Raw genomic sequence first — 26395 nt, forward strand, 5'->3', positions numbered from 1 at the left:
ATCCCCCATCTTCTGTAAAAGCCGAAAACTCATTCTCGTTGAGGCCCGCGCGTGGCTGCGCTATGACGCATCAGCCCCGAAGTCATGGAAACGACATTTAAGATGCCCAAAGCGAAGATCACCAAAGAAGAGGCGCTGGCCTTTCACCTCGACCCGACCCCCGGCAAGTGGGAGGTGCAGGCCACCGTTCCCATGACCACACAGCGCGATCTTTCGCTGGCCTATAGCCCCGGCGTCGCTGTTCCATGTGAAGCCATCGCCGAAGCGCCCGAGACCGCTTATGACTATACCAACAAGGGCAATCTGGTCGCTGTGATCTCGAACGGGACCGCCGTGCTGGGTCTCGGCAATCTTGGCGCGCTAGGATCGAAACCGGTGATGGAGGGGAAATCCGTCCTGTTCAAACGGTTCGCCGACGTGAACTCGATCGATATCGAGTTGGATACTGAGGACCCGGATGAGTTCTGCCGCGCCGTGCGTCTGATGGGGCCGACCTTTGGTGGCATCAATCTCGAAGACATCAAGGCGCCGGAATGTTTCATCATCGAACAGCGCCTGAAAGAAGAGATGGACATCCCGGTCTTCCACGATGACCAGCACGGCACGGCGGTGATCTGTGCGGCGGGTCTGCTGAACGCTTTGCATATCTCGGGCAAAAAGATTGAAGACGTTAAGATCGTGCTGAACGGTGCGGGTGCTGCGGGCATCGCCTGTATCGAGCTGCTCAAGTCGATGGGCGCGCGGCATGAGAACTGCATTGTCTGTGACACAAAGGGCGTGATCTATCAGGGCCGGACCGAGGGTATGAACCAGTGGAAGTCGGCCCATGCGATCTCAACCGATTTGCGGTCGCTTGAAGATGCCATGAAGGGTGCGGATGTATTCCTGGGCGTTTCGGTCAAGGGGGCTGTGACGCAGGATATGGTTGCCAGCATGGCCGACAATCCGGTGATTTTCGCGATGGCGAACCCGGATCCTGAGATCACGCCGGAAGAGGCGCATGAGGTCCGCGTTGACGCGATCGTTGCCACCGGGCGCAGCGACTATCCGAACCAGGTGAACAACGTTCTGGGCTTCCCCTACCTGTTCCGCGGTGCGCTAGATATCCATGCGCGCGCCATCAATGACGAGATGAAGATTGCCTGCGCCCATGCTCTGGCCCGTCTGGCGCGTGAGGATGTGCCGGACGAGGTCGCCATGGCCTATGGCAAATCGCTGACCTTTGGCCGCGACTACATCATCCCGACGCCGTTTGACCCGCGCCTGATCCACCGCATCCCTCCGGCGGTCGCAAAGGCCGGGATGGATACCGGAGCGGCCCGCCGTCCGATCATCGACATGGAGGCTTATGAGCTGAGCCTCAAGTCCCGCATGGACCCGACCGCCAGCATCCTGCGCGGCTTGAACGCCCGCGCCCGCCAGGCACAAAGCCGCATGATCTTTGCCGAGGGCGACGATCCACGCGTGTTGCGCGCTGCGGTGACCTATCAGCGCTCGGGCTTTGGCAAGGCGCTGGTTGTGGGCCGCCCTGATGATGTGAAAACCAAGCTGGAAGAGGCTGGTCTGGGCGATGCGGTGCGTGAACTTGAGGTGGTGAACGCCGCTAACACCTCGCATCTCGAGACCTATTCGAATTTCCTGTACAACCGATTGCAACGCAAAGGTTTTGACCCCAAGGATATCCACCGTCTGGCGGCCCGGGACCGGCATGTGTTCTCGTCCCTGATGCTCGCACATGGGCATGGCGACGGCCTGGTGACGGGGGCAACGCGCAAATCGGCCCATGTGTTGGACCGGATCAACCATGTTTTCGACGCTGACGCTGCTCATGGCGCGGCGGGCGTGACGGCGTTGCTTCACAAGGGGCGCATTGTTCTGATCGGTGACACTCTGGTGCATGAATGGCCGGATGAAAACGACTTGGCCAATATCGCTGAACGCTCGGCCGACGTGGCCCGCCATATGGGGCTTGAACCCCGCGTGGCTTTTGTCAGCTTCTCGACCTTTGGCTATCCGGTCTCAGAGCGGGCCGAAAAGATGCACCGCGCGCCTGCGGTTCTCGACCAGCGCGGCGTTGATTTCGAATACGAAGGCGAGATGACCGTCGATGTTGCCCTAAACGTGGATCAGCAGGCCGGATATCCGTTCCAGCGCCTGACGGGCCCGGCCAATATCCTGATCGTCCCTGCGCGGCACTCGGCCTCGATCTCGACCAAACTGATGCAGGAAATGGGTGGAGCCACCGTGATCGGGCCGATCCTGTCCGGTGTCGACAAGCCGATCCAGATCTGCTCGACCGTGTCGACGGCGAATGATATTTTGAACATGGCCATTCTGGCCTCCTGCGATATTGGAAAATCATGACGATCTGGAACCTGGGCTCGATCAATGCCGACATGGTTTACGGCCTGCCGCACTTGCCTGCGGCAGGTGAGACCTTGGCGGCAGAGGGGCTAGAGCGGTTTCTGGGCGGCAAAGGGGCCAATATGTCCGTTGCGGGATCGCGCGCGGGATCCCGTGTCAGCCATATCGGTGCCATAGGTCCGGATGGGCGCTGGGCCAAGGATCGGCTGACGGAATATGGCGTCGACACGCGGTTCATCGCTGAGGTGGATGTGCCGACCGGTCACGCGATCATTGCTGTGGACGCGCAGGGAGAGAACCTGATCATCCTTTACCCCGGTGCCAACCATGCGTTGGACAGCGCGCAGATCGGGCAGGCGCTCGCCTCGGCCAATACCGGGGATATTCTGGTTTTACAGAACGAAACCAACGCTCAGGTCGAAGCGGCCCGTCTGGGGCATGAGCTTGGCCTAACCGTCTGCTACGCCGCCGCGCCGTTTCAGGCGCAAACGGTACAAGAGGTTTTGCCCTATCTGGATTTCTTGATCCTCAACGAGGTCGAGGCCGAGCAATTGCGGCGGGAAACCGGGTTGGATGCAGCGGAACTGCCGGTGCGCCATGTGATCGTTACGCTTGGGTCGAAAGGTGCGCGGTATCTGCAACAGGGTTGTGATCCTGTTGATTTCGCGGCTCATAAGGTGCAGGCGGTGGATACGACGGGCGCGGGGGACACGTTCACCGGCTATGTTCTGGCCGGGATGGACCGTGGCATGCCGATGGAGCAGGCTATTTTACAAGCAAACCGCGCCGCGGCCCTGATGGTCACGCGGCACGGCACTGCGGATGTCATTCCGGATCTGAGGGAAGTCCGGGACGCGCAGTTGGATTAAGATCCGGCAAAGGGCGCGTCACTTCCCCAAAGCTGCTTCACCCGAGCATCCCGACCGCAGGCATTGCGGTAGGCTTTATAGGCGTTCTTCTGGCGTTTGGGGCCAAAGCGGGTGAACACCAGCTTGTCGCCTTTGTAGTAGTCCTGATGGTATGCTTCAGCCGGATAAAACGCGCCTTCTTGTAGGATCGGGGTGACGACCGTTTGGCCAAGCGCTCGTTGCGCGTTGGTCTTTGCCTGTTGCGCAAGCGCTTTTTCCCCTGAGTTAGAGACGAAAATTGCCGTGCGGTAGCTCTCTCCCCGATCGCAGAACTGACCGCCTGCATCTGTAGGATCGACCGAGCGGAAGAACATGTTCAGCAGCGTTTCACGTGAGACGCGCGCGGGGTCAAACGTGATCTGAACCGCCTCGTAATGACCCGTGCCGCCTTTGGTCACCTGATCATAGGTCGGGTTCGAGACAGAGCCGCCCGTGAATCCGGACACAGCGCCTATGACGCCGGGTACGGATTCGAAATCGGATTCAACACACCAGAAGCATCCGCCGGCAACCGTCAGGGTCTCGGTCCCTGCAGCCGGGGCCGGAACGGCGCGCAAGGTGGCGGCCAATGCAATCAAGGTGAACAACAAGGCGGGTTTAAGGTAGTCGAGATATGCAGTCCGGGTCATGTTATGTCTCCTTCCGAGACTCAAGGTGACCGGTGTTTCGACAGGTTGCAATTGCCTGACATGGAATGTCACGCGCTGGTGACCCGAGTTTATTGACCGACCTGTTTACTCATGGGGAGGGCAACAAAACGCCCGGCTGTTAGGCCGGGCGTTGGTAGGATCACAGACCCCATTTCTTTTGGTTTTCCTCAAAGAAGCCCTGGGCTTTCTTCACCTCGATCCAGTTGTTCACATAGTTGATCCAGACCTGATCATCCTGCGGCAGGATCATCGCGATTGGTGAAGGCGAGCGTGGACCGGCGTTTTTCACACGCTCGATCGGGAACTTCTCTTCCAGGGTGGAGCCCTCGATATTCGATGTGATGAACACATCCGCCCGTCCGGCGATCACCTCTTGAAAACCACGCGCGGGGGCCTCGACCACTTTGATCTCAGCATTCGGGAACCATTCGCGCACGCGTTTCTCAAAGGTTGTGCCCAGCGTTGTTGCGACCGTCACACCCGGCTGGTTGATCGACTCATAGCCGTCGAATTTGTCGGCCTTGTCCTTGGTCGTGTAAGGGAAAAGCTCAACCGAGATATAGCTGTCCGAGAATCCGGCAACCTTCATCCGCGGCGGCGAGATCGAGGCCGAGCCGGTCAGGTGGTATTTCTTCGCCACAACGCCATTCACCAGTGTTTTCCAATCGGTCGGGACGTATTCGACCTCAACCCCCAAATCGGCGGCGAGTTCGTTCATGATGTCGATGTCATAGCCTTTGTAGCTGTTCGTGGCCGGATCCCGCAGGGACATCGGGTTCCAATCACCGGTCGTGCCGACCTTCAACACACCGGAATCCAGGATTTCGTTCAGTGCCGATTGCGCATGGGCTGCGCCTGACAAGACCAGACCAAGCGCAGCGGCTGCGGCTGCTCTCCAGATTGTGTTCATTTAATTCTCCTGTTGGTGGCAGCTGGGACTTGCTGCCATATATAGTTCGTTGTTTTAAGCGGGATAGGGGGCGCAGGCCCAATAAATCAATCCACCCGCGCAAACTAGGGACAGATCGACCAATGCCAGACCCCGCCATCGAGCTTGTCGATGTGAACAAGTGGTTCGATACGTTCCATGTCCTCAAGAATATCAACCTCACGGTCAATAGGGGTGAAAAGGTTGTGATCTGCGGGCCGTCCGGCTCGGGCAAGTCCACGGTCGTGCGCTGTATCAACCAGTTGGAGAAACACCAGAAAGGCACCATCCGAATTGACGGGGTCGAGCTGAAGGATGATGCCAAATCTGCGGCCACCATCCGGTCCGAGGTCGGCATGGTGTTTCAGCAGTTCAACCTGTTCCCGCATCTGAGCGTTCTGGACAACTTGACCCTCGGCCCGGTTAAGGCGCGGGGCCTGAGCCGCGCGCAGGCCGAAGAGCGCGCGCGCCACTATCTTGAGCGTGTTCACATCCCCGATCAGGCCGATAAACGCCCCATCCAACTGTCCGGCGGTCAGCAACAACGCGTCGCCATTGCCCGATCCCTTTGCATGGAGCCGAAAGTTCTTTTGTTTGATGAGCCGACCTCGGCCCTCGATCCGGAAATGATCGCCGAGGTGCTGGACGTGATGGTTGAGCTGGCACATGAAGGCATGACCATGGTCGTTGTCACCCATGAGATGGGGTTTGCCCGCAAGGTCGCCGACAAGATGATCTTCATGGATGAGGGCGAGATCGTGGAGCAGGGCAAGCCAGAGCATTTCTTCACCAATCCGACCTCGGAGCGGTGCCGCAAGTTTCTCAGTCAGATTCTGCAGCACTGAGTGGGTATGATGAAAAAAGCACTTCTCCTCATACCGCTTCTGCTGTTGGCAGGCTGTTCCTCATCCCAGACATGGGGCTGGTATGTCATTGACCCGCGGACTGACGCGGGCTGGACCAATGTGAAATTCCTGATCTCAGGCATGGGCGCGACGATCCTGATCTCTCTGATCGCGGCGGCGCTGTCGATTGTGATTGGCCTGTTGGTTGCCTTGCCCGGATTGTCCGAGAAACGCGGCTGGCGGCTGCTAAACAGGGTCTATGTCGAGTTCATTCGCGCCATTCCGCTGCTGCCCATGCTGTTCTGGGTGTTCTACGGCCTGCCGATCGTGTTCCAGTCGATGGGCCTGAATATTCCGATTGACCCATTCTGGGGCGCGATCATCACTCTGGCGATTTCCGACAGTGCCTTCACGGCCGAGATCTACCGCGCCGGCATCCAATCCATCGCGCGCGGCCAGCGCGAGGCGGCCCAGACCATCGGGCTGAACTACGTGCAAACCATGCGCTACGTGATCCTGCCGCAAGCGATCCGGCGTATCCTGCCGCCCTTGGCTAACCAGTTCATCTACATTGTCAAGATGAGCGCCTTTGCCAGTGTGATTGGCATGCAGGAATTGACCCGCCGTGCGAATGAGCTGGTGGTGACAGAATACCGCCCGCTGGAAATCTACACCTTGCTGATATTTGAATACCTAATCCTGGTTCTGATCATCAGCGCAGGGGTACGCTGGCTGGAACGCCGCATGGGCGCGGACGAGCGCGGATAAGGAGGCACAGTATGGACTGGAAAGACTTCATGGCTGAGACCGAGGCCAATATCGGTACCCTCTCGAAAGAGGTACCCGAAACGGTGCGTGGTTTCGGAATGATGGGCAAAGCGGCCAAAACCGATGGTGCCCTGAGCGAAAAAACCAAAGAGTTCATCGCGCTGGGCATTGCCATCGCCACGCGTTGCGACAGTTGCATCGGGTTTCACGTGAAATCGCTGGTGCGTCTTGGCGCCACCCGCGAGCAGTTGTGTGAGGCGCTCTCGATGGCGACCTATATGGGCGGGGGCCCGTCTTTTGCCTACAGTGCCAAGGCGCTGAAGGCGTTTGATGTGTTCTCGGAAGGCGATTAACCCAGCAGCTGTCCCAGCTTCATCGCCACACCCATATTCCCCGAGATTTTGAGCTTGCCCAAAGCAACGCCGGTCATCGGGTTTAGTTTGCCAGTGAGTAGCTTGGTCAGGTTGTCCTGCGAGATACGGATGGTGCAATCGGTATCCTGATCCTGCGTGGTGGCCCGATTGTCGGCCAGCACGATCACACCCGCGTCGCCGCAATCGAACTTGAGCGATCCGTCAAAGCTTTTGCCATCCAGCCCTTTTTGAATTCCGTCGGCGATCTCTTGCAGCATGGTCTGTCCTTTCAAACTTGACGTATGCGTAAAGACATGGCCCCACATCCGGCAAGCATGACGCTGGGTCCGGTGGGCAAAAGAAAACCCCGGCAAAAGTGTGATTGCCGGGGTTTTGAATTCTAAACTGTTGGCCAGGTTACTTGGACAGACGTTTGTCGCGTGCCGCCAGCAGTTTCAAACGCAGCGCGTTCAGCTGGATAAAGCCTGCGGCGTCTGTTTGATCATAGGCACCAGCGTCTTCCTCGAAGGTCACATGCGCCTCGGAATACAGCGAGTGATCGGACCAGCGGCCAACGGTCGAGGCCAGACCTTTATACAGTTTCACGCGCACGGTGCCGGTGACATGCTCTTGGCTTTTGTCGATGGCAGCCTGCAGCATCTCGCGTTCGGGCGAGTACCAGAAACCGTTGTAGATCAGCTCGGCATATTGCGGCATTAGCTGGTCTTTCAGGTGCATCGCGCCACGGTCCATGGTGATGGATTCGATCCCACGGTGTGCTTCCAGTAGGATGGTGCCGCCCGGAGTTTCGTAGATACCGCGCGACTTCATGCCAACAAAACGGCCTTCGACCAAGTCCAGACGACCGATGCCGTGCTTGCCGCCATACTCGTTCAGCTTGGTCAGGATGGTGGCCGGGCTCATCGCCTCGCCATTGATGCTAACCGCGTCGCCTTTTTCGAAACCGATCTCGATGAATTCGGGCTCGTTCGGCGCGTCCTCGGGGTGGACGGTGCGCTGATAGACATAATCGGGTGCCATATCGGCGGGGTCTTCCAGAACCTTGCCCTCGGAGGAGGTGTGCAGCAGGTTGGCGTCGACCGAGAAGGGCGCCTCGCCGCGCTTGTCCTTGGCGATCGGAATCTGATGTGCTTCTGCCCATTCGATCAGACGGGTACGGCTGGTCAAATCCCACTCGCGCCAAGGGGCGATGACCTTGATTTCGGGATTCAGTGCGTAGGCGGCCAATTCAAAGCGAACCTGATCGTTGCCCTTGCCGGTCGCGCCATGTGCTACGGCATCAGCACCGGTTTCCTGAGCGATCTCTACCAGACGTTTCGAGATCAGGGGCCGCGCAATCGAAGTGCCCAGCAGGTACAGGCCTTCATACTGCGCATTTGCACGGAACATCGGGAAAACGAAGTCGCGCACGAACTCTTCGCGGATGTCCTCGATATAGATGTTTTCGGGTTTAATTCCCAGCATCTCAGCCTTTTGGCGGGCGGGCTCCAGTTCCTCACCCTGACCCAGATCGGCAGTGAAGGTGACGACCTCACAACCATACTCGGTCTGCAACCATTTCAGAATGATCGAGGTATCAAGGCCACCGGAATAGGCCAGAACAACTTTCTTAGGCGCGGACATCTGACTTCCCCTTATTCGCAAGACGATTGGCCCCTAACGGGTTTTGTGGGCGGGGGCAAGCTGTGTGGATTGACGCAGGCCGGGAATTGGGGTGAAACGGCTGGACAAAGAACAAGAGATAGTTGAGCAGGGGCATTTCCAAATGTTGGCGTTCGAGATTTTCATGCATTCGATCAAGATGGTTTTGCGGAATCTGAAACAGGCGATTCAGATCACGTTGATCCCCGCATTGATCGGCGGTTTGGCCATCATCGCATTCAGTCTTCTGTTTGGTATTTCCTTCGAAGATATCTCGACTGAACCAAACGGCCTGCCGGATGCAGCGTCGCCGGGTGCGGTCACCGCTTTCCTGTTCTGTGTGCTGGCATCCCTTTTTGCGATCATGGTTTGGATTGTCGTGTCTTGGCATCGTTTTGTGCTGCTCGAAGAATACCCGGCCGGTTTTCTGCCCGCGTTCAGATCGGATCGAATGCTCGCCTACATTGGGCGGATGGCGATGCTGGCCTTGCTGGGTGCGGTCGTCCTGATCCCGGCAATGCTTGTCATCGGATTTTTGACGCAGGCCTCGGCTGCGATGGGCATATTGGCGTGGCTTCTGGTTGTTGTGGGTCTTTCCGTGGCCTTTTACCGGGTGTCTCCGATCATGCCTGCCGCAGCAATAGGTGAACCGCTAAAACTGACTGACGCGTGGCGGGCAACTGACGGAGCGAACGGCACCATAGTGGCGCTGGTTGTGTTGCTGGTGTTGTTCCAGATGGGGCTTCAGCTTCTGTTCGCTGCGCTTCTGATCATCCCAGTGATTGGCGCTTTGGTGGTGGTTTTCGCCAGTATGCTGATCGTGCCTTTGATCAATGTCAGCATCCTGACAACGTTCTATGGCGTCTTCATCGAAAAACGCACGCTGTCGTAGTTCGTACACATATGTATTCCTTGCCCTTTTGTTTAGGATAAGCCACTGAAACCGGCATGAGCGATTTCATGACCCGTGCCCGCGCTGCCGAAGAGGCGATGCGCTCTGTGTTTCCAGCAACGCCTTTGCAGCGGAATGCCCATCTGTCTGACCGCTACGGTGCTGACATCTGGCTCAAGCGAGAGGACCTCAGCCCGGTGCGCTCCTACAAAATCCGGGGCGCGTTCAATGCCATGCGCAAGCAGCAAGGGCAGGATCTGTTTGTCTGTGCCAGCGCGGGAAACCATGCGCAGGGTGTGGCCTTCATGTGCAAGCATCTGGATGTGAAGGGGGTGATCTTCATGCCGGTCACCACGCCTCAGCAGAAGATCCAGAAGACCCGTATTTTCGGCGGCGACAATATCGAGGTTCACCTCAGCGGTGACTATTTCGACGATACGCTTGCTGCGGCACAAGCCTGGTGCGCAAAGGAAGGGGGGCATTTCCTGTCGCCGTTCGATGATGAGGATGTGATCGAAGGTCAGGCCTCTCTGGCGGTCGAGATCGAGGAACAGCTGGGCCGTGTGCCCGACCATGTGATCTTGCCAGTCGGCGGCGGCGGTATGTCGTCGGGCGTAGCTACTTGGTTCGGGGATCGGACCCACTGTTTGTTTGTCGAACCCAAAGGTGGGGCGTGCCTCCACGCGGCAATGGCTGCGGGACATCCGGTTGCCTTGGATCACGTAGACAATTTCGTCGATGGCGCGGCGGTCGGCAAGATCGGGGCCAAGCCCTTTGAGCTGTTGAAAGACCGCCACCTGTCGGATGTGCTGGTCCTGTCAGAGGATCGCATCTGCACCACTATTATCGAGATGCTAAACGTGGAAGGCATCGTGCTGGAACCTGCTGGCGCGTTGGCGATTGAGGCGGTTGCCGATGTGCAAAGCTTTATCCGCGGCAAAACAGTTGTCTGCGTCACCTCTGGCGGCAACTTCGATTTTGAGCGTCTGCCCGAGGTCAAGGAAAGAGCGCAGCGCTATTCCGGGGTCAAAAAGTACTTCATCCTTCGCCTGCCACAGCGCCCCGGCGCGCTGAAAGAGTTCCTGAGCATCCTCGGCCCCGAAGACGATATCGCGCGGTTCGAATACATGAAGAAATCGGCGCGAAACTTCGGCTCGGTCCTGATCGGGATCGAGACCCGCAAGCCCGAGAATTTCGCCCGCCTCTTTGCGCATCTGGACGAGGCCGGGTTTACGTATACCGACATCACTGAAGACGAGACGCTGGCGCAGTTTGTGATCTAGTGCAGATTGTCAGTCAATTCGGCCTGAAATACTGATTTCGATGCATCAAACGCTGCAAGGACTTCGGATAGATCGACTTTTGCCGCCTCACCCGAGGCCGCCAGCCTTTCGCCATCCTGACAGAGCTTCGAAAACACCTCGAACCCAAGGCTCAGGGCGCTGCCTTTCAGGAAATGCAGGTTCTGTTCAAGATCCTGACGCGCGGTGTCTGCGTGCAGGCGGGCGATGACCTCCTGCACCTCGTCCAGAAAGATCTCGACAACCTCATTGAACTCATCAGCGCCAACCTCGTCGCGTAACTGTCGAACTCGGGGCCAGTGGATCATGGGTCGCGTCCTGCATCGGAATTGAATGGATCCTTGGTAGCCCAGTTTGAGTAAATGTCAGGTTAAGCGTCGGCCTCAATTGGCCTTCACCCGATGTTAAGCCCCAGACGCGTAGGGTCGCACCATCCCGAGAAAAGGAAGCGTGTGGGGTTGCAGAGTGCCAGCGGCAAGTCTTGATGAAACCAGACCCGATCTGGACTTCGGTGCAATCCGGAGGGTGCTGGTTGTGGATGACAGCCGCCTGCAACGGCGCATTCTGGTGGCTTCGCTCAAGAAATGGGGATTTGAGGTTCTTGAGGCCGACAATGGTGAGGCGGCGATAGATATCTGCACCGAAGCCGCGCCAGACCTTGTTCTCAGCGATTGGGTCATGCCGGGGATGAGCGGGCTTGAGTTCTGCCGCGCCTTCCGTGCGCTTGAGGCGGAACATTACAGCTATTTCATCCTGCTCACCTCCAAAAGCGAAAAGCAGGAGGTGGCGCGGGGTCTGGACGCGGGCGCGGATGACTTCCTGATCAAACCGCTTGAGGCGGACGAGTTGCGCGCGCGTATCTCGGCCGGGGCGCGGATTCTGGATATGCAACGTGAGTTGTCTGAGAAAAACCGCCTGATTGAATCCGCGCTGCAAGAGTTGAAACTGGCGCATGAGGCCATCGACAAGGACCTGATCCAAGCCCGCAAGATACAGGAATCGCTGGTGCCTGACCTCACGCAAGAGTTCGGTAAATCGCGCGTCAGTCTGTTGTTGAAGCCTTGCGGGCATATCGGAGGCGATCTGGTGGGGATGTTCTCACCCGGTCCGAACCGCCTTGGGTTCTACAGCATTGATGTGTCCGGTCATGGCATCACCTCGGCCATGATGACAGCGCGGTTGGGCGGCTATCTGTCCAGCAAACATTTCGAACAGAACGTCGCCATGGAAAAGCGGTTTGATAAATTCTACGCCCTGCTTCCTCCGGACGAGGTCGCAGGGATGCTGAATTCCCGATTGCTGGCGGACGCGGGGATCGAAGAATATTTTACCATGGTCTATGCCATCGTAGATCTGCGCAACGGGCATATCAGGATGGTTCAGGCCGGGCATCCACATCCTATAGTGCTCCGACGCGATGGCACGACTGAGTCTCTGGGCGAAGGTGGGCTACCCATCGGGTTGATCCCGGATGTGAAGTTTCAGCAGATAGAGGCGAAGATGGAGCCGGGAGACCGGTTGCTGCTTCATTCAGACGGGTTCACAGAATGTGCTTTGGCCGAAGGCGGATTGCTGGATGAGGATGGCTTGCGGGATATGGCGCTCGACTGTGCGGCGGGTCGCGGCGGGCCTGAGTTTCTGGACGATCTGTTCTGGCGCCTGACGCAGGTTATGTCGCCTGACAGCGGTATGGGGGACGATGTCTCGGCAGTCTTCTTTGAATACAATGGCGCCTAAAGTGTTTCGGGTTTACCTGAATCATCAAGTGACACGAATGTCCTGAGAACACTGAAAGTGTGGCAGGGTATTCGTGTCGCAGGTTAAACCCGAAACGATCTAAAGCCCGCGAAGATGCAGCGTCGCGAAATGGCGATCGCCATCGTTGCCCAGCGTTTCAACCGCGTCGGCGGCTTGCATCCAGAGCGCTTCGTGGAACGGCTCGCTTGGTGGCCCCAAACGTCGCACAGGACGCGCTTGATAGATCAGGCAGACCTTCTCGGCCCAAAGGTCATATTCCGGCATATAGGTGAACCGACGGAACGCGCCGACTCGACGTGGTGCAGCGATCAGCCAGCCTGTTTCCTCGAACACTTCCCGGTGCAGGGCCGTTGTAGGCGATTCGCCCGGATCAATACCGCCGCCGGGCAATTGCAGATCCGGCCCCGGTTCGGTCTGGCAGGTCAGAAGAAGGTGCCCGGAGCGGGGCAGCAAAGCGTAGACACCGACCCGCCGAGTGTACTTGCGCCCGGGTTCAGGGCTTTCGCCGAACCGTCTGATCATGTATGGCCCCTTACAACCCAATCTCTGCGACCTATATGGTGCCGGTATGCCAACCCTTGGCGTGTAAGGAAACCCCATGTCACTTGGAACAAAAATCGCGTGGGACGATACTGTCCTGCCCTTTCAACTCGATGTATCGGACATGCGCGGGCGCGTGGCCCGTCTGGATGGCGTGTTGGACGGCATCCTGAAACAGCATGACTATCCGGAAAAGGTTGAGGCCTTGGTGGCCGAGATGGCTCTGCTGACCGCGTTGATCGGCCAGACGGTCTCGCTTCGCTGGAAGCTGTCGCTGCAGGTGCAGTCCAAGGGTCCGGTGCGCATGATTGCCACCGACTACTACGCACCACAGAAAGAGGGTGAGCCGGCCCGCATCCGCGCTTATGCCAGTTTCGACCGCGATCGTCTGACCGATGGCGCGCCGTTCGATCAGGTGGGCGAGGGTTATTTCGCGATCATGATCGACCAGGGCGAGGGTACGCAGCCTTATCAGGGCATCACTCCGCTGGCCGGAGGCTCGATCAGTGCCTGCGCCGAAGCCTATTTTGCGCAGTCCGAGCAGTTACCGACCCGGTTCTCGCTGAGCTTCGGCAAATCGACCGAGCCAGGTGTGGGTGAGCATTGGCGCGCGGGCGGCATTATGTTGCAGCATATGCCCAAAGCTTCGCCTTTTGCGGCGTCCAGTGAAGGCACCGGAGAGATCCTGACCGCCACTGATCTTGTCGATGGCGAAGAGGGTGAGAACTGGGGCCGCGTCAACATCCTGCTGGACACGGTCGAGGATCTTGAGCTGATCGGCCCCTCGATTGCTCCAACCGATCTGCTGGTGCGTCTGTTCCACGAGGAAAACCCACGGGTCTATGACGCGCAGCAGGTACAGTTCGGTTGTACCTGCTCGGAAGAGCGTGTGCGCCAAAGCCTGTCGATCTATTCGGCCAAGGACATCGAAAAGATGACCACGTCTGAGGGTCAGGTTACGGCCGATTGTCAGTTCTGCGGTGCGCACTACGTGCTGGACCCTGCTACCGTTGGGTTTGACGCCGAAGAAAGCAAAAGTGTCTAAGTTAGAGACACAACTCCGGACGGCCTTGGGGCGTCCGGGCAATGGGTCCAGTGATTTTGACCTGAACCCAGACACCGTGCTGCCACCGGGCCGTAAACTGCGCCCCGCGGGGGTGCTAGTGCCGATCACCGTTGCGGACGGGATGCCACGGCTGATCCTGACCAAACGCTCCTCGGCTTTGAAGCACCACCCCGGTCAGATCGCCTTTCCTGGCGGCAAGCAGGATGAAGGTGACGCGGATGTCACCGCCGCTGCCCTGCGCGAGGCGCGGGAAGAGGTCGGTCTGCCCACTGACCTGCCCGAGGTTGTAGGGTTTTTGCCCACGCATGAAACCGTCACGTCCTTCTCGGTGACTCCGGTGGTGGCGATTATCCGGCAGGGTTTCGAACCGGTGCCGGAGCCGGGCGAAGTAGACGAAATTTTCTCGGTCCCCCTTGCACATGTTCTGAACCCTGCGAATTATTTGATCGAGTCGCGCCGTTGGCAGGGGACAAGACGGAAGTATTTTGCCGTGCCCTATGGCCCTTATTACATATGGGGCGCGACCGCCCGCATATTGCGCGGGCTTGCAGCACGGGTGAGTGAATGAAGCAAATCAGCGCGGCTTGGGTTTCGGACCCTGCGACACAAAAGGTATGCGCAGCCCTCACGGATGGCGGCGCGCAAGCGCTGTTTGTGGGGGGATGCGTGCGCAACACGCTTTTGGGCGCGCCGGTGTCGGACATTGATATCGCAACGGATGCACATCCCAAAAGGGTTCTGGAGCTGGCGCAGAGCGCCGGGCTCAAGGCGATTCCCACAGGGATTGATCACGGCACGATCACTGTGGTCTGCAATCACATCCCGCATGAGATCACCACCTTTCGCCGCGACGTGGAAACCGATGGCCGCCGCGCGGTTGTGGCCTTCTCGGACAAGGTGGAAGAGGATGCAGCCCGGCGCGATTTCACCATGAACGCGATCTACGCAAAGCCAAATGGCGCCGTGTTAGACCCGCTTTTGGGCCTGCCGGACCTTCAGGCGCGCCGTGTGCGGTTTATCGGGACCGCAGAAAACCGCATCCGCGAAGACTACCTGCGATCCCTGCGCTATTTTCGGTTTCATGCCTGGTACGGAGATGTCGAGGCCGGGTTCGATCCGGATGGTCTGGCCGCGATTGCAGCGAACCTGGACGGTTTGTCCACCTTGTCGCGGGAACGTGTCGGGGCCGAGTTGTTGAAACTGTTGGGCGCGCCCGAGCCGGCCCCTTCCGTTGCCGCAATGCGCAGCACGGGAGTACTGGCGCAGCTTCTGCCGGGCGCGGATGATCGCGCCTTGGCGCCTTTGGTCGCCATTGAACAGGCGGCAGGTGCCGAACCGGACGCGGTGCGCAGACTGGCGGCCATCGCCGCGCCTGAGGACGCGGCGACGCTGCGCCTGAGTCGCAACCAACTGCAACGACTGACCCGGATGCGGGAGGAGGCGCAGGCCTCGACCAGTGTGGCCGAACTGGGCTACCGCTATGGCGACGAGGGGGGCTTGCACGAAACACTGTTGCGATGTGCGTTTCTGGAGCGCCCGTGGTCCGAGGATCTGCGCGCGGCGCTGCATTCCGGGGCCACCGCGCAGTTCCCGATCAAGGCGACGGATTTAATTCCCAGCTTCTCTGGTCCTGCGCTTGGCAAGAAACTGGCCGATCTTGAGGCAAGCTGGATCGCATCCGGCTTTACCCTGACGCGCGAGGATTTGCTGGCCGGGTAGCGCGAAGTCTCAAAAGGGGATGACAAATCAGAACGTTTGTGCTTACGTGCGCCTGTCACATGGATGGAGGACTGCGAATGTATTACGGGATCTGGTTCGGCTAAAGCCGGGACGCTTACCCCGTATAGGGTGGTGTTCAGGCGCCATTCTTCTTCGCATGTCTAATTTTCTGCTCAATCGGAGCACTCCTCTATGTTTCGCTATTTCGAAAACCTCGTTGACCCTTTTGGCCCCTACAAGGAGGCCGACGCACCGCCGACGCGGCTGTGGCCGTTCATGCTGGACTATTCACGCCCGTTCTATCGGGTGTTTGCCTGGGCGGCGTTGATCTCGATCATCGTGGCCGGGGTTGAGATCGGGTTGATCGCCTATATGGGTCGCGTGGTCGATCTGCTGGGCGGCACTCCGGCCGAGGTCTGGGAAAACCACGGGACCGAGCTGTTGCTGATGGCTGCGTTTGTCCTGCTGCTGCGTCCCTTGCTGCATTTGATCGACGTACTGCTGCTCAACAACACGATCCTGCCGAATTTTGGCACACTGATCCGCTGGCGGGCGCATAAACATGTTCTGCGCCAGTCGGTTGGCTGGTTCGAGAATGACTTTGCCGGACGAATTGCCAACCGGATCATGCAGACCCCTCCTGCCGCGGGCGAGGTGGTGTTTCAGGTCTTTGACGCGATTTCGTTCTCGCTGGCTTATCTGATCGGCGCGGCGATTTTGCTTTATGCAGCGGACCCGCGATTGCTGATCCCCCTGCTGATCTGGTTTGCGCTTTATGCGCTGTTGGTGCGCTGGACGATCCAGCGCGTTGGCCCGGCATCCAAGGCGGCGTCCGATGCGCGTTCGACCGTGACGGGGCGTGTGGTGGACAGCTACACCAATATTCACTCGGTCAAGATGTTCGCCCATGGCCGGCAAGAGATGGACTATGCCCGCGAAGCCATCGAAGAGACGCGCCGCACATTCCAGATCGAAATGAGGATCTTCACCATCATGGACGCGGTTTTGGTTACTCTGAATGGCTTGCTGATTGTCGGCGTTGTGGGATGGGCGATTTCCTTGTGGATGCAGGGCACGGCTTCGGTTGGTGTCGTAGCGGCAGCAACGGCCTTGACGCTGCGCCTGAACGCGATGACCGGGTGGATCATGTGGGCGCTGACCAGCTTCTTCCGCCAGCTTGGGATCGTAGCTGAGGGGATGGAAACAATTGCCCAGCCCATCGACTTGCTAGATGCGCCTACAGCGAAGCCATTGCAACTGAACGAGGGTAAGATTGAAATCAACGATCTGTCGCACCACTATGGCCGCGAAGCTGGAGGTTTGGACCACATCCATCTGACCATTCAACCGGGTGAGAAGATTGGCCTGATCGGGCGCTCCGGGGCCGGAAAATCGACCCTAGTAAAGCTTCTTTTGCGGTTTTACGACGTTGAACGAGGGGCCATTCTGATCGATGATCAGGACATCGCGCAGGTCACGCAGGACAGTTTGCGCAGCCGTATCGGCATGGTCCAGCAGGACAGCGCCTTGCTGCACCGGTCGGTACGCGACAATATCCTCTATGGCCGCCCCGACGCGACCGAGGATCAGATGATCGCCGCGGCCAAACAGGCCGAAGCGCATGAGTTCATCCTCGACCTGCAGGACCCTCAGGGCAGAACCGGGTATGACGCGCATGTGGGTGAGCGTGGCGTTAAGCTGTCTGGTGGTCAACGACAGCGAGTGACGCTGGCGCGGGTCATTCTGAAGGACGCGCCGATTTTGCTGTTGGACGAGGCGACATCCGCCCTAGATTCCGAGGTTGAAGCGTCCATTCAGGAAACCCTTTACGGGATGATGCAGGGAAAAACCGTGATCGCCATTGCCCACAGGCTCAGCACTATCGCTCAGATGGACCGTATTCTGGTGATGGATGCGGGCCGGATCGTGGAAGAGGGCGCGCATGCCGATCTTTTGGCGCAGGGTGGCCTTTACGCGCAGTTCTGGGCGCGGCAATCTGGCGGCTTCATGAATCCGGAGGCCGCTGAATGAGGGTTGCCGACCTCATCAACCCGTTCAAGAACATCGAGACGCCCCCACCACAAACGCTGGGGGCGTTCATTCGCTGGAGTCTGTCAGGCGCCTGGCCCATGCTGTTTGTCGCGGCGGCGTTCTCGGCGATCGCTGGCGCGATGGAGGCCGCCACCGCGTGGATTCTGGGCCGCGTTATTGACGTCGCCACCTCGGGCGGGCCCGAGCATTTTCTGACCGCTGAGAATATCTGGATGATTGTCGGCGCGGCGGTGTTCTTCATGGTGATCCGCCCGATCCTGTTTGGTCTGTCCTCGGTGTCGAACAACTATATCGTCATGCCGAACATCCCTCCCTTGGTTCTGGCCAAGCTGAACCGTTGGACCTTGGGCCAGTCGGTCACCTATTTCGACGACGATTTTGCCGGTCGGATTGCCCAGAAACAGATGCAAACCTCGAACGCGATGGCCTCGGTCGTGTCGGAAACGATCAGTGCGATTGTCTTTGCTTTGGCTTCCCTCGTTGGTTCTTTGCTTTTGTTAGGGTCTATTCACCCGTTAGTGATGCTACCCTTTGCTGGTTGGCTGGTGGTCTATTTCATGCTGGTCCGCTGGTATCTGCCCCGCATTCGCAAACGCTCGGCCGCACGGGCGGGCGCACGGGCAATGGTGTCGGGTCAGGTGGTGGATACGATCACCAATATCAAAACCGTCAAGCTATTCGCCCACTCTGCGTTCGAAGATCAGACAGCGCGAAATGCGATGGTCGACCTGCGCGAGAGGTCTCTGGATTTCGGGAAACTCTCCGCCATGTTTCGGTTCATCCTCATGGTTCTGGCAGGTGTTCTGCCCGTGATGCTACTGGGTGCAACGCTTTGGCTTTGGCAACTGGGCATGGCAACGGCCGGAGACATCGTGGCGGCGGGTGCAGTTGCGATCCGCATTTCCCAGATGACGGGTTGGGTTAGCTTCACGCTGATGGGTCTCTACGCCAATGTTGGCGAGATCGAAAACGGCATGAAAACGCTGGCCAAGCGGGACCGGGTTGAGGATGCCGCAGCAGCCAAGGACCTTGCCGTGTCTCAGGGCGGCATTGCGTTTGAGTCCGTCAGCTTTGCCTATGGACGGGATATCGGCGGCGTTTCCGATCTGAACCTAACGATCGCACCGGGCGAAAAGCTGGGAATCGTCGGAGCCTCTGGTGCAGGAAAATCCACCCTCGTTTCGCTGTTGTTGCGGCTCTATGACGGGGAAAAAGGCGCAATTTTGATTGACGGACAGCATGTGTCGCAGGTGACGCAAGACAGCCTACGCCGCCAGATCGGGATGGTCACGCAGGAAACCGCCATGTTCAACCGCTCGGCGCGTGAGAACATCCTATACGGCCGCCCCGATGCGTCCGAGGCCGAGATGATCGAGGCCGCCGAGAAGGCTGAAGCCCATGAGTTCATCCTGAGCCTCGAAGACGCGCAGGGTCGGAAAGGTTACGACGCGCATTTGGGTGAGAGGGGCGTAAAGCTCAGCGGTGGACAACGGCAGCGGATCGCCCTGGCCCGTGCCATTCTGAAGGACGCGCCTATCCTTGTGCTGGACGAGGCGACCTCGGCGCTCGATTCCGAGGTCGAGGCCTCGATCCAAACTGCGCTGCACCGGGTGATGGAGGGTAAAACCGTGCTGGCCATCGCGCATCGCCTGTCGACCCTCAGCGAGATGGACCGGATCGTGGTGCTGGATCAGGGGCGGATTGTTGAGGCCGGCACGCATGAGGCGCTTTTGGATCAGGGCGGGCTGTATGCGCGGTTCTGGCATCGCCAGTCGGGTGGTTTCATTCAGGCCGAGGCCGCAGAATAAGGGTTTTGTTGCAGGCAAAGCCCGGCTATCAGGCCCCCATGACGCAGCAATTCACCATAAATCGCCTTGGTCATCAGGGCGACGGCATCGCAGACGGCCCCGTCTATATCCCTCGGACTTTGCCGGGCGAAGTGGTCAGCGGAACTCTGGTCGGCCAGCTACTGGAAGACATGAGGGTGGAAACCCCGTCAGATCAACGGGTTAAAGCCCCGTGCCGCCACTACAAAGCGTGCGGAGGCTGCCAGCTGCAGCACGCCTCGGACGCCTTTGTAGCGGATTGGAAAGTGGAAATCGTGCGCGCAGCGCTGTCGGCACAAGGCCTCAAGGCCCCGATGCGGCCAATCCATACCTCGCCCGAGCGGTCTCGTCGGCGGGCAACGATTGCGGTGCGGCGGACGAAGAAAGGCATGCTGGCCGGATTTCATGGCCGCGCATCCGACACGATCACCGAAATCCCGGATTGCCATCTTCTGGACCCGGCCCTGATCGCCGCGATCCCGGTTGCCGAGGCGCTGGCGCTTCTGGGTGGCAGCCGCAAAGGTGTACTGGCGGTTACGCTGACGTTGTCCGAGGGTGGTTTGGATATCGCGGTGTCAGGGGGCAAGCCTCTGGACGGCCCGCTGGAGCTGGCCTTGGCACAAGCGACCGAGAAACAGGGGCTGGCGCGCCTCAGCTGGGATGGTGAGGTGATCGCGATGCGGCAACCGCCTGTCCAGCGCTTTGGAATCGCCGGGGTCATCCCGCCACCGGGGGCCTTTCTGCAGGCCACAAAGGACGGAGAACAGGCTCTAACACAGGCTGTTTTGGAAGCAACGCAAGGTGCAAAGCGGGTTGTGGACTTGTTTGCCGGGAGTGGAACCTTCTCTCTCCCGCTCGCGCAAGAGGCTGAAGTTCACGCGGTGGAAGGCGAATCTGCGATGACGCAGGCACTTGATCAGGGATGGCGCAAAGCCTCGGGGCTGAAACGCGTCACTTGTGAGGCCCGTGATCTGTTCCGGCGCCCGCTGATGCCGGATGAGTTCAAGGGCTTTGATGCTGTGGTCCTTGACCCGCCGCGTGCGGGGGCCGAAGCGCAGGTGGCGGAACTGGCGCAGGCGCAGCCGCCGGTGATCGCCTATGTCTCGTGCAATCCGATAACCTTTGCGCGGGATGCAAAAACGCTGGTTGATGCAGGCTACACCCTTGAATGGGTGCAGGTCGTTGACCAATTTCGGTGGTCGTCCCATACGGAACTGGCCGCGCGGTTTGTGCTGAACCCCGCACGTTAAGGAGACAGCAACCCATGGCGTTCAAACAGCGCTTGCAGAGCATCATCGAAGCCCCCCTCTTCGGGCAGTTCATCACGGCTGTGATCATTTTCAACGCAATTCTGCTGGGGATGGAGACCTCACCCACGCTGATGGACGCGGCTGGGCCACTGATCGTCATTCTCGATAAGCTATGCCTTGCGGTTTTTGTGATCGAGATCGCGATGAAGTTGATCGTCTCAGGTCGCAACTTCTTCAAGAACGGCTGGAATCTGTTCGATTTCACGATCGTCGGCATCGCTCTGGTCCCAAGCGCGGGCGGATTGTCGGTGCTGCGGGCCCTGCGAATCCTGCGGGTCTTGCGCGTGATCTCGGTCGCGCCGCGCCTGCGCCGGGTGGTCGAAGGCTTTATCTCGGCCCTCCCGGGCATGGCCAGCGTGTTCCTGCTGATGGCGATTCTATTTTATATTGGCGCGGTGATCTCGACCAAGCTGTTCTCTTATTCCTTCCCGGCTTGGTTTGGGGATCTGGGCCTGTCAGCCTATACGCTGTTCCAGATCATGACGCTGGAAAGCTGGTCCATGGGCATCGTGCGCCCGGTGATGGAGGTTTACCCCTACGCCTGGCTGTTCTTTGTGCCCTTTATCATGGTTACGACCTTCGCGGTTGTGAACTTGCTAGTCGGTCTGATCGTGAATTCGATGCAGGATGCGCACCACGCCGAGGACGAAGTGAAGACCGATGCCTACCGAGATGAGGTGCTAGAGCGCCTGGAAGCCATAGAACGCCGACTAATTGAGCAATCAAACATCAAAAAGTGATTTCAGTTTTTTCAGTTTTTGGCATAATAACCAAAAAAAAGCAGCAGGCAGTGAATCATGGATCGTCGAGCATTTGGATTGGGTGCAATGGCAACGCTGAGCCTTTCGGCTTGTGCCTCAGCCAGCCCCAGATTTCTAACATATGATGGACCCGAGGTGACCTCTCTGGTCGTCAACAAGAGCGCGCGCAAGATGTACCTTTTGCATCATGAGCATGTTTTGCGGGAATATGATGTTGATCTGGGCTTTGCGCCCAATGGCACCAAAACCAAGCGTGGTGATGGTCGGACCCCCGAGGGGAGCTATCTGATCGACCGGCGCAACCCGAGAAGCCGCTATCATCTGTCTTTGGGTATTTCCTATCCCAACTCACAGGATGTAGCTCAGGCCAAGGCGGCGGGCGTTGATCCGGGTGGTGATATCTTTATCCACGGTCAGCCCAATCTGCGGTCGGAACTTAAGCGTGCCAAGAAGACCCCGGACTGGACCGCCGGATGCATCGCCGTCAAGAATAACGAGATCGAAGAGATCTATGCGATGGTCAACAAAGGTACGCTGATCACCCTACGCCCCTAGCGCCAGGGCCCAAATCCGAATTTCGCATAGTCGCGCTGGTAGGCTTTTGCTGCCAGCGCTTCGAGCTGTGCGTCGTAGATCTCTTCCAATCGATAGGGCGTGTCTGCTGCGCGTCGTTCCGGCGCCGGTGGGTTTGTGTACCCCAAGCTTGAGGCGAGATCGGGCAGAGCGGTCCCTAGGTCATCCTCGCGCAGGATCAGATCGGGTAGGGCGATAGGCGCCATCGCTTCGATCACTTTGGACTGGCTGCACCACATCGCATCGACCCGGATCGGGGTTTGGCCGTTCAGATTGTGGTGCAGGAAAGTCAGGAAATCCGTAAATGCCGCATGGTGCTGATCCTTCGGGTAGTTCTTTTCACGCAGCTGTCCGGGGATCGGCAGTTTGAACCGATTGCGCAGCATGTGGCGGATATCTGCATAGTCGTCATGGTCCTTGGCCAGAACATAGTCGCAAAACGCAGTATGCGCGCGGGCGATCGGATGTTGCAGAACGGTGAATTTGCGGTGCCCGGAATGGGTTTGCATCCAGCTTTTGACTGCGTCAGAGGTGTCGTGCAATGCGCCCTCGTCGCACCCATCCAGCCGGGTCAGCCACTGGGCAATAACAGGCTCTAATCCGCCGGGAATAGGTAGAAACAGCAGCGGTGTTGTCGGAGCCGCGATACATTTTTGCAGCTTTGGCGCGCGTCTTGGTTCCAGATCTGGCGTGCGGTTTAGGGCGAAACGGTCCATCCCTGACACTGCACGCGCCATCTCGTCCGGGTTGTTCACCTTGGTCACGGCGGCTGACGGGTTCTGCGGCTTGAGCGTATCGTCCAGCGCATCCAACCGCCCATCGATTCCCAGCCACTTGGCGAGACCATTCAAAACCCTAAGATCACCCAGGTCATCATAGTTGATGTAAAAGGCGGTCTGACCCGATCTTTGCAGGTGGTTCAGCAGAGAAGTCTGATAAGAGGCAAGTGCGTCGACATATTCCGAGAACTCAGCCGCGTCGAATTCAACCGTTTCCTCCAACCGGCGCTTGATATTCTTCAACTGCCATTGCTTGGTTTTCCGAACGATCTTCAGCGACAAGTAACTGTCCAGCGGATTGCGGCTGAGGATGATTTTGGCGCAGAGCGGGTCGTTCAGGACCTCAGGCAAGACACGCGGGTCGTGCTCCTGAAAATACCGAAACCCGTGCAAACCGTCCGGGGCTGCGCGGATGGCTGCCAGAAGTCTGTCCGGATCTTCGTCCCTTTCGCTCTGCGTTAGACCCAGAATCTGGTCGGATTGCACCCGCCCGATGAATTGCGGGTTGAAGGCCTCGCCATGGCAGGTGAGGCCGTCGATCCGGTTCAGGTTGGCCTCTAACAGGTTTGATCCGGTGCGCATCGCACCCAGGATCACGAAGGATTCAAAGGGACCGGCCATCGGGGTTCACTGCACCAAATAAGGTTTGCGGAAAGGCTTGGTGCGGGTGCCAAACACATCATCGACGGGGAAGTCGCCCATCAGTTGCGGATGCATACCTTGGTTCTTGAGGTTCTGGAGGAACTGCCCAAAGCCCGCCAGATCGACCATCAGCGGGGCCTCGGTCAGGTGGCGAGCCGTCTGTGGCGCGATCTCGTCCAGAATGGTTTGAAGAGGCTCCATTGGGGCCTCAATGAAATCTGCCAGTGTCCAGCTCCGTACACGCGCCTTTGTCCAAACCGAGCTCAGCACTTCAAGCTGTTTGCTCTCGATCTGTTGCAAGCGGGCGGCTTCGCACCGGATATCGGCGAAGTTCATGTTTGACCGGAACAGCGGGATCGCCCACGCCCCGGTAATCACCGAGATCTGCGCGTTCTTGTCCCGCGCCAGAAACCAGTTGATGTCCTGCGCGTCCTGCGGGCCGAACTGAAAACACTGGCGTTGGCCGCGCGTGTTCCAGATCAGGTTCGACAGGAACGCCTTGGGGTTATAGTCGCGCAACGTGGCACTGTCACTGAGCGCGCCATTGGTGATCGCCTCACCCTGTGCGAATTCGGCGCGGTTCGGGGCAAAAAGGTGCCCGTGAACCCGAGTGTTGGTCGCAGTTTCCAGCCAGGTTTCGAACTCCTCAAAAAGGTCCGAGAAGCCCTGAAACACCGAATACCCTGCGGCCGTCAGGCCGTTCTCGCTGCCGTGGCGGGGAAAGCGGCTTTGCATATAGAGGCCATCGCGCCCATGGGTGCGCCGCTCGACTGCCTTCGAGAAGACGCGGTCGATCTTGCCCGGGTTCGGCTCGGCCGGTCGCATCGCGCTGGACTGGTCGGTCAGGAAAGAGTGATACAGCCTCTCGGCCCGGGGCCAGATTTTACGGGCAACAAAGCAGTCCGACCGGCGCAGCAGTTGCAGATGATCATCGTAAAAGATGTGGGGCCGCCCCTGGTAGTCGAATTTCGACAGGGTCAGTGACCGGCTTTCGATATGCGTGGAATAGAGGCGCGCGAGGGTCTGAAAATAGCTTTCATCCGGTATCCAGACATGGCGGAAATAGCGGTCATAGACCTTGCGCCTAGGGTCCTGCAAAATTGCCGAGAGGGTCTGCCGCGTCAGGCACCACCATTGGCTACCCATATGTGGGGTCAAACCGTCGGGGATGCGGCGGCGCATACCAGTCGCCCGTTGCAGTTTTACATAGGCGTCAAACAGTTTGCGCTGATTGCGCCATGAAAACGGGAACCGCAGGGTAAAGCGTTCATGATCCAGCCCACCGATTGTCCAGCTGACATCAGCGGTTGTAGCGCTTTCGATGAAATCGACGCGGGGACGGTCTGACAGGTAGTCGATCAGCTCTTGCACCGGGCGCAGAGGCAGACACGCGCCGGACGACAGGAAGACATGCCGCACGTCCGGGAAGCTGTCCAGCATCTGCTCGGAAGCGGATTGTGAGGCGGCCACGATACCCCAACGGCCCCAATCGCACGCATGACGATCCGAGAAACTGATCAGGGGGTTGTCCGCGCAGGAGGCGACAAAGTTTGAACACGTCTTTTCCGCGACCTTGCGGTCCACATGGATAACAACCGGGCAGCCCGCAGCGGTCCAGTGGCGGGCGACCTGCTCGGCCCGGTCTAGGGCCGTATGCACCAGCATGACGATGCCCAGCGAACTCATGCCCAGTTGCCTTTCGACATGAGGCCCAGAATCTCAAGCTGTCGCCAGTTGATGTATTGTTCGGACCAATCGCAGCGAAAAATGGGCTGCTCCTCTAGCTGTTTGGCGTAGGCCTTGTACTCACCGGACCCGCGATAGTGCTGATTGCGCTGCATCTCTTCGCGCGCCTTGTCGCCAAGCGTGTTGATCAGCTTGGCATGCAGCAGCGCGCCACTGGTCTTTTCCCCACCCCATTCGTCATAAACTTGGTTCAAACCCCTCGGCAGCAGCGAATGGGTCGAGCTGATATAGACGTAGCGACGATCCCACTTCACTAAGGGTATCTTGTTCAGCGCCGGGGCCTTCGAGGGGTTGTCCTGAAAGAAAACACGTGCCCTTGGGCCACCTTGAATCCACAGGTTCTTATATTCGGGGTTCTTGGAAATCATGTAATTCCCGGCATCGAACCAACGCGCGATTTCAAACGGGTCCTGACCCTCGTGATAGGGTTCGTCGTCTACGGGACCTTCGGGATACATGTCGATCAGCATGGTGCCGAAACTGCGCACCGCACAGCTGTCCAGCCAGTCGGTCAGCGCGCTGATCGGGCGGGTGTCGCAGAACGGATAGATAAAGAACTCATCAGGATCGACGGTCAGAACCCAATGCCCATGCGCAAATTTGCGCAGCAGATAGTTGGACCAGTCCAGCCCGAACCCCGCCTTTTTGTAGCTGGTTTTCGTCTGCCAAACCGAGACATCGGGCTGCGTGCGCAGAAACTCGAGACTGCCGTCATCGCTTTCGTTATCGACAAACAGAAAATGGTTCACGCCCAGCTTGCGGTAGTAGTCCAGAAAGAAGGGCAGGCGGATCTTTTCGTTGCGGACAACGCTCATCAGCAACACATCGTCCGGGCGGATGGCGGCTGTATTCGTGCTGATGGGCTTCAGCTCACGCCGTCTTTTGACGCAGCGCACGAGACGGCGCTTGCGCCGCAACCTCATACGATAAGACTCCAAAAGGCCCACGCGAC

At 58.6% G+C, this 26395-nt stretch carries 25 protein-coding genes; 16 read left to right on the top strand and 9 right to left on the bottom strand.

Annotated elements, in window-relative coordinates; translation table 11 throughout:
• Positions 1 to 102: 102 nt before the first annotated feature.
• Together ACR0AI_RS07890 and ACR0AI_RS07895 are read left to right on the top strand one after the other, a co-directional pair.
• Positions 103 to 2364 (top strand): NADP-dependent malic enzyme, encoded by a 2262-nt coding sequence (locus tag ACR0AI_RS07890; RefSeq protein ID WP_170380213.1) that lies wholly within the window; start codon positions 103 to 105, stop codon positions 2362 to 2364.
• Positions 2361 to 3233: a ribokinase gene (locus tag ACR0AI_RS07895; RefSeq protein ID WP_480672994.1), complete on the top strand. Its 873-nt coding sequence runs from the start codon at positions 2361 to 2363 to the stop codon at positions 3231 to 3233. The genes ACR0AI_RS07890 and ACR0AI_RS07895 overlap by 4 nt, the downstream gene beginning before the upstream one ends.
• Here ACR0AI_RS07895 and msrA read toward each other — a convergent pair.
• Together msrA and ACR0AI_RS07905 are read right to left on the bottom strand one after the other, a co-directional pair.
• Positions 3230 to 3901, bottom strand: a complete 672-nt coding sequence (msrA, locus tag ACR0AI_RS07900) for a peptide-methionine (S)-S-oxide reductase MsrA (protein ID WP_480672996.1) — start codon at positions 3899 to 3901, stop codon at positions 3230 to 3232. The genes ACR0AI_RS07895 and msrA overlap by 4 nt on opposite strands.
• A gap of 160 nt (positions 3902 to 4061) precedes the next feature.
• Positions 4062 to 4832, bottom strand: coding sequence for a transporter substrate-binding domain-containing protein (locus tag ACR0AI_RS07905; protein WP_170462855.1), 771 nt, complete (start codon positions 4830 to 4832; stop codon positions 4062 to 4064).
• Positions 4833 to 4954: 122 nt separating this feature from the next.
• On the opposite strand from ACR0AI_RS07905, the gene ACR0AI_RS07910 reads away from it, so the two are divergent.
• Genes ACR0AI_RS07910 through ACR0AI_RS07920 form a run of 3 tightly spaced genes read left to right on the top strand, consistent with a single transcriptional unit; the run spans position 4955 to position 6816 of the window.
• A complete protein-coding gene (locus tag ACR0AI_RS07910) occupies positions 4955 to 5695 on the top strand; it encodes an amino acid ABC transporter ATP-binding protein (protein ID WP_480672998.1) in 741 nt (246 codons plus the stop codon).
• A 9-nt stretch (positions 5696 to 5704) separates the two neighbouring features.
• The gene (locus tag ACR0AI_RS07915) at positions 5705 to 6463 is read left to right on the top strand and encodes an amino acid ABC transporter permease (protein ID WP_480673000.1); all 759 of its coding nucleotides are present in this window, start codon (positions 5705 to 5707) and stop codon (positions 6461 to 6463) included.
• Positions 6464 to 6474: 11 nt separating this feature from the next.
• Positions 6475 to 6816: a carboxymuconolactone decarboxylase family protein gene (locus ACR0AI_RS07920; RefSeq protein WP_480673002.1), complete on the top strand. Its 342-nt coding sequence runs from the start codon at positions 6475 to 6477 to the stop codon at positions 6814 to 6816.
• Here the strand turns inward: ACR0AI_RS07920 and ACR0AI_RS07925 are convergent.
• Positions 6813 to 7094, bottom strand: a complete 282-nt coding sequence (locus ACR0AI_RS07925; RefSeq protein WP_480673004.1) for an SCP2 sterol-binding domain-containing protein — start codon at positions 7092 to 7094, stop codon at positions 6813 to 6815. The genes ACR0AI_RS07920 and ACR0AI_RS07925 overlap by 4 nt on opposite strands.
• 139 nt (positions 7095 to 7233) lie before the next feature.
• Entirely contained in the window at positions 7234 to 8460 is a 1227-nt protein-coding gene (locus ACR0AI_RS07930; RefSeq protein WP_170470725.1) for an argininosuccinate synthase, read from the bottom strand.
• A 91-nt stretch (positions 8461 to 8551) separates the two neighbouring features.
• Between ACR0AI_RS07930 and ACR0AI_RS07935 the strand changes: the two genes are divergently transcribed.
• Together ACR0AI_RS07935 and ilvA are read left to right on the top strand one after the other, a co-directional pair.
• Complete coding sequence (locus ACR0AI_RS07935) at positions 8552 to 9370, top strand: hypothetical protein (RefSeq protein WP_480673006.1); 819 nt, start codon at positions 8552 to 8554, stop codon at positions 9368 to 9370.
• Between the two features lie 56 nt (positions 9371 to 9426).
• The gene (gene ilvA, locus ACR0AI_RS07940) at positions 9427 to 10653 is read left to right on the top strand and encodes a threonine ammonia-lyase IlvA (RefSeq protein WP_480673008.1); all 1227 of its coding nucleotides are present in this window, start codon (positions 9427 to 9429) and stop codon (positions 10651 to 10653) included.
• On the opposite strand, the gene ACR0AI_RS07945 is transcribed toward ilvA, so the two are convergent.
• On the bottom strand, positions 10650 to 10979 hold the full coding sequence (locus tag ACR0AI_RS07945; RefSeq protein WP_480566072.1) for an Hpt domain-containing protein: 330 nt from the start codon (positions 10977 to 10979) through the stop codon (positions 10650 to 10652). The two genes, ilvA and ACR0AI_RS07945, sit on opposite strands and share 4 nt — an antisense overlap.
• Before the next feature lie 157 nt (positions 10980 to 11136).
• Between ACR0AI_RS07945 and ACR0AI_RS07950 the strand changes: the two genes are divergently transcribed.
• Positions 11137 to 12408 carry a PP2C family protein-serine/threonine phosphatase gene (locus ACR0AI_RS07950; RefSeq protein WP_480673010.1) on the top strand — a complete coding sequence of 424 codons (1272 nt, stop codon included), beginning with the start codon at positions 11137 to 11139 and terminating at the stop codon, positions 12406 to 12408.
• A 99-nt stretch (positions 12409 to 12507) separates the two neighbouring features.
• Here the strand turns inward: ACR0AI_RS07950 and ACR0AI_RS07955 are convergent, their stop codons facing one another.
• A complete protein-coding gene (locus ACR0AI_RS07955) occupies positions 12508 to 12951 on the bottom strand; it encodes an NUDIX hydrolase (protein WP_480673012.1) in 444 nt (147 codons plus the stop codon).
• Positions 12952 to 13027: 76 nt separating this feature from the next.
• Between ACR0AI_RS07955 and hslO the strand changes: the two genes are divergently transcribed.
• From hslO to ACR0AI_RS07995, 8 genes are all read left to right on the top strand, one after another.
• A complete protein-coding gene (gene hslO, locus ACR0AI_RS07960) occupies positions 13028 to 14014 on the top strand; it encodes an Hsp33 family molecular chaperone HslO (RefSeq protein WP_480673014.1) in 987 nt (328 codons plus the stop codon).
• Positions 14007 to 14603, top strand: a complete 597-nt coding sequence (locus ACR0AI_RS07965) for a CoA pyrophosphatase (protein ID WP_480673016.1) — start codon at positions 14007 to 14009, stop codon at positions 14601 to 14603. The genes hslO and ACR0AI_RS07965 overlap by 8 nt, the downstream gene beginning before the upstream one ends.
• Entirely contained in the window at positions 14600 to 15754 is a 1155-nt protein-coding gene (locus ACR0AI_RS07970; RefSeq protein ID WP_480673018.1) for a CCA tRNA nucleotidyltransferase, read from the top strand. The genes ACR0AI_RS07965 and ACR0AI_RS07970 overlap by 4 nt, the downstream gene beginning before the upstream one ends.
• A 192-nt stretch (positions 15755 to 15946) precedes the next feature.
• Complete coding sequence (locus tag ACR0AI_RS07975; RefSeq protein ID WP_480673020.1) at positions 15947 to 17785, top strand: ABC transporter ATP-binding protein; 1839 nt, start codon at positions 15947 to 15949, stop codon at positions 17783 to 17785.
• On the top strand, positions 17782 to 19614 hold the full coding sequence (locus ACR0AI_RS07980; RefSeq protein WP_480673022.1) for an ABC transporter ATP-binding protein: 1833 nt from the start codon (positions 17782 to 17784) through the stop codon (positions 19612 to 19614). Before ACR0AI_RS07975 ends, ACR0AI_RS07980 begins: the two co-directional genes overlap by 4 nt.
• 38 nt (positions 19615 to 19652) lie before the next feature.
• Positions 19653 to 20882, top strand: coding sequence for a class I SAM-dependent RNA methyltransferase (locus ACR0AI_RS07985; RefSeq protein ID WP_480673024.1), 1230 nt, complete (start codon positions 19653 to 19655; stop codon positions 20880 to 20882).
• Between the two features lie 14 nt (positions 20883 to 20896).
• Complete coding sequence (locus ACR0AI_RS07990; RefSeq protein WP_480673026.1) at positions 20897 to 21682, top strand: ion transporter; 786 nt, start codon at positions 20897 to 20899, stop codon at positions 21680 to 21682.
• 57 nt (positions 21683 to 21739) lie between these two features.
• On the top strand, positions 21740 to 22258 hold the full coding sequence (locus ACR0AI_RS07995) for a L,D-transpeptidase family protein (RefSeq protein WP_480673028.1): 519 nt from the start codon (positions 21740 to 21742) through the stop codon (positions 22256 to 22258).
• On the opposite strand, the gene ACR0AI_RS08000 is transcribed toward ACR0AI_RS07995, so the two are convergent.
• The 3 genes from ACR0AI_RS08000 to ACR0AI_RS08010 are packed head-to-tail and all read right to left on the bottom strand — an operon-like array spanning position 22255 to position 26366.
• Positions 22255 to 23676 (bottom strand): nodulation protein NodH, encoded by a 1422-nt coding sequence (locus ACR0AI_RS08000; protein ID WP_480673030.1) that lies wholly within the window; start codon positions 23674 to 23676, stop codon positions 22255 to 22257. The genes ACR0AI_RS07995 and ACR0AI_RS08000 overlap by 4 nt on opposite strands.
• A 6-nt stretch (positions 23677 to 23682) precedes the next feature.
• A complete protein-coding gene (locus tag ACR0AI_RS08005; protein WP_480673032.1) occupies positions 23683 to 25383 on the bottom strand; it encodes a DUF5927 domain-containing protein in 1701 nt (566 codons plus the stop codon).
• Positions 25380 to 26366 (bottom strand): glycosyltransferase family 2 protein, encoded by a 987-nt coding sequence (locus ACR0AI_RS08010; RefSeq protein ID WP_480673034.1) that lies wholly within the window; start codon positions 26364 to 26366, stop codon positions 25380 to 25382. The genes ACR0AI_RS08005 and ACR0AI_RS08010 overlap by 4 nt, the downstream gene beginning before the upstream one ends.
• Positions 26367 to 26395 lie beyond the last annotated feature (29 nt).

It is taken from the genome of Ruegeria sp. BG3 (genome assembly GCF_056538485.1).

Excerpts from the sequence above, each read along its gene's own strand:
- hslO (WP_480673014.1), top strand. The coding sequence starts at position 13,028 with ATGTCACTTGGAACAAAAATCGCGTGGGACGATACTGTCCTGCCCTTT.
- ACR0AI_RS07930 (WP_170470725.1), bottom strand. The coding sequence starts at position 8,460 with ATGTCCGCGCCTAAGAAAGTTGTTCTGGCCTATTCCGGTGGCCTTGAT.
- ACR0AI_RS07910 (WP_480672998.1), top strand. The coding sequence starts at position 4,955 with ATGCCAGACCCCGCCATCGAGCTTGTCGATGTGAACAAGTGGTTCGAT.
- ACR0AI_RS07955 (WP_480673012.1), bottom strand. The coding sequence starts at position 12,951 with ATGATCAGACGGTTCGGCGAAAGCCCTGAACCCGGGCGCAAGTACACT.
- ACR0AI_RS07985 (WP_480673024.1), top strand. The coding sequence starts at position 19,653 with ATGACGCAGCAATTCACCATAAATCGCCTTGGTCATCAGGGCGACGGC.
- ACR0AI_RS07905 (WP_170462855.1), bottom strand. The coding sequence starts at position 4,832 with ATGAACACAATCTGGAGAGCAGCCGCAGCCGCTGCGCTTGGTCTGGTC.
- ACR0AI_RS07980 (WP_480673022.1), top strand. The coding sequence starts at position 17,782 with ATGAGGGTTGCCGACCTCATCAACCCGTTCAAGAACATCGAGACGCCC.
- ACR0AI_RS07975 (WP_480673020.1), top strand. The coding sequence starts at position 15,947 with ATGTTTCGCTATTTCGAAAACCTCGTTGACCCTTTTGGCCCCTACAAG.
- ACR0AI_RS07945 (WP_480566072.1), bottom strand. The coding sequence starts at position 10,979 with ATGATCCACTGGCCCCGAGTTCGACAGTTACGCGACGAGGTTGGCGCT.
- ACR0AI_RS07895 (WP_480672994.1), top strand. The coding sequence starts at position 2,361 with ATGACGATCTGGAACCTGGGCTCGATCAATGCCGACATGGTTTACGGC.
- ACR0AI_RS07890 (WP_170380213.1), top strand. The coding sequence starts at position 103 with ATGCCCAAAGCGAAGATCACCAAAGAAGAGGCGCTGGCCTTTCACCTC.
- ACR0AI_RS07915 (WP_480673000.1), top strand. The coding sequence starts at position 5,705 with ATGAAAAAAGCACTTCTCCTCATACCGCTTCTGCTGTTGGCAGGCTGT.
- msrA (WP_480672996.1), bottom strand. The coding sequence starts at position 3,901 with ATGACCCGGACTGCATATCTCGACTACCTTAAACCCGCCTTGTTGTTC.
- ACR0AI_RS08000 (WP_480673030.1), bottom strand. The coding sequence starts at position 23,676 with ATGGCCGGTCCCTTTGAATCCTTCGTGATCCTGGGTGCGATGCGCACC.
- ACR0AI_RS07970 (WP_480673018.1), top strand. The coding sequence starts at position 14,600 with ATGAAGCAAATCAGCGCGGCTTGGGTTTCGGACCCTGCGACACAAAAG.
- ACR0AI_RS07995 (WP_480673028.1), top strand. The coding sequence starts at position 21,740 with ATGGATCGTCGAGCATTTGGATTGGGTGCAATGGCAACGCTGAGCCTT.
- ACR0AI_RS07990 (WP_480673026.1), top strand. The coding sequence starts at position 20,897 with ATGGCGTTCAAACAGCGCTTGCAGAGCATCATCGAAGCCCCCCTCTTC.
- ilvA (WP_480673008.1), top strand. The coding sequence starts at position 9,427 with ATGAGCGATTTCATGACCCGTGCCCGCGCTGCCGAAGAGGCGATGCGC.
- ACR0AI_RS07925 (WP_480673004.1), bottom strand. The coding sequence starts at position 7,094 with ATGCTGCAAGAGATCGCCGACGGAATTCAAAAAGGGCTGGATGGCAAA.
- ACR0AI_RS08010 (WP_480673034.1), bottom strand. The coding sequence starts at position 26,366 with ATGAGGTTGCGGCGCAAGCGCCGTCTCGTGCGCTGCGTCAAAAGACGG.
- ACR0AI_RS07920 (WP_480673002.1), top strand. The coding sequence starts at position 6,475 with ATGGACTGGAAAGACTTCATGGCTGAGACCGAGGCCAATATCGGTACC.
- ACR0AI_RS08005 (WP_480673032.1), bottom strand. The coding sequence starts at position 25,383 with ATGAGTTCGCTGGGCATCGTCATGCTGGTGCATACGGCCCTAGACCGG.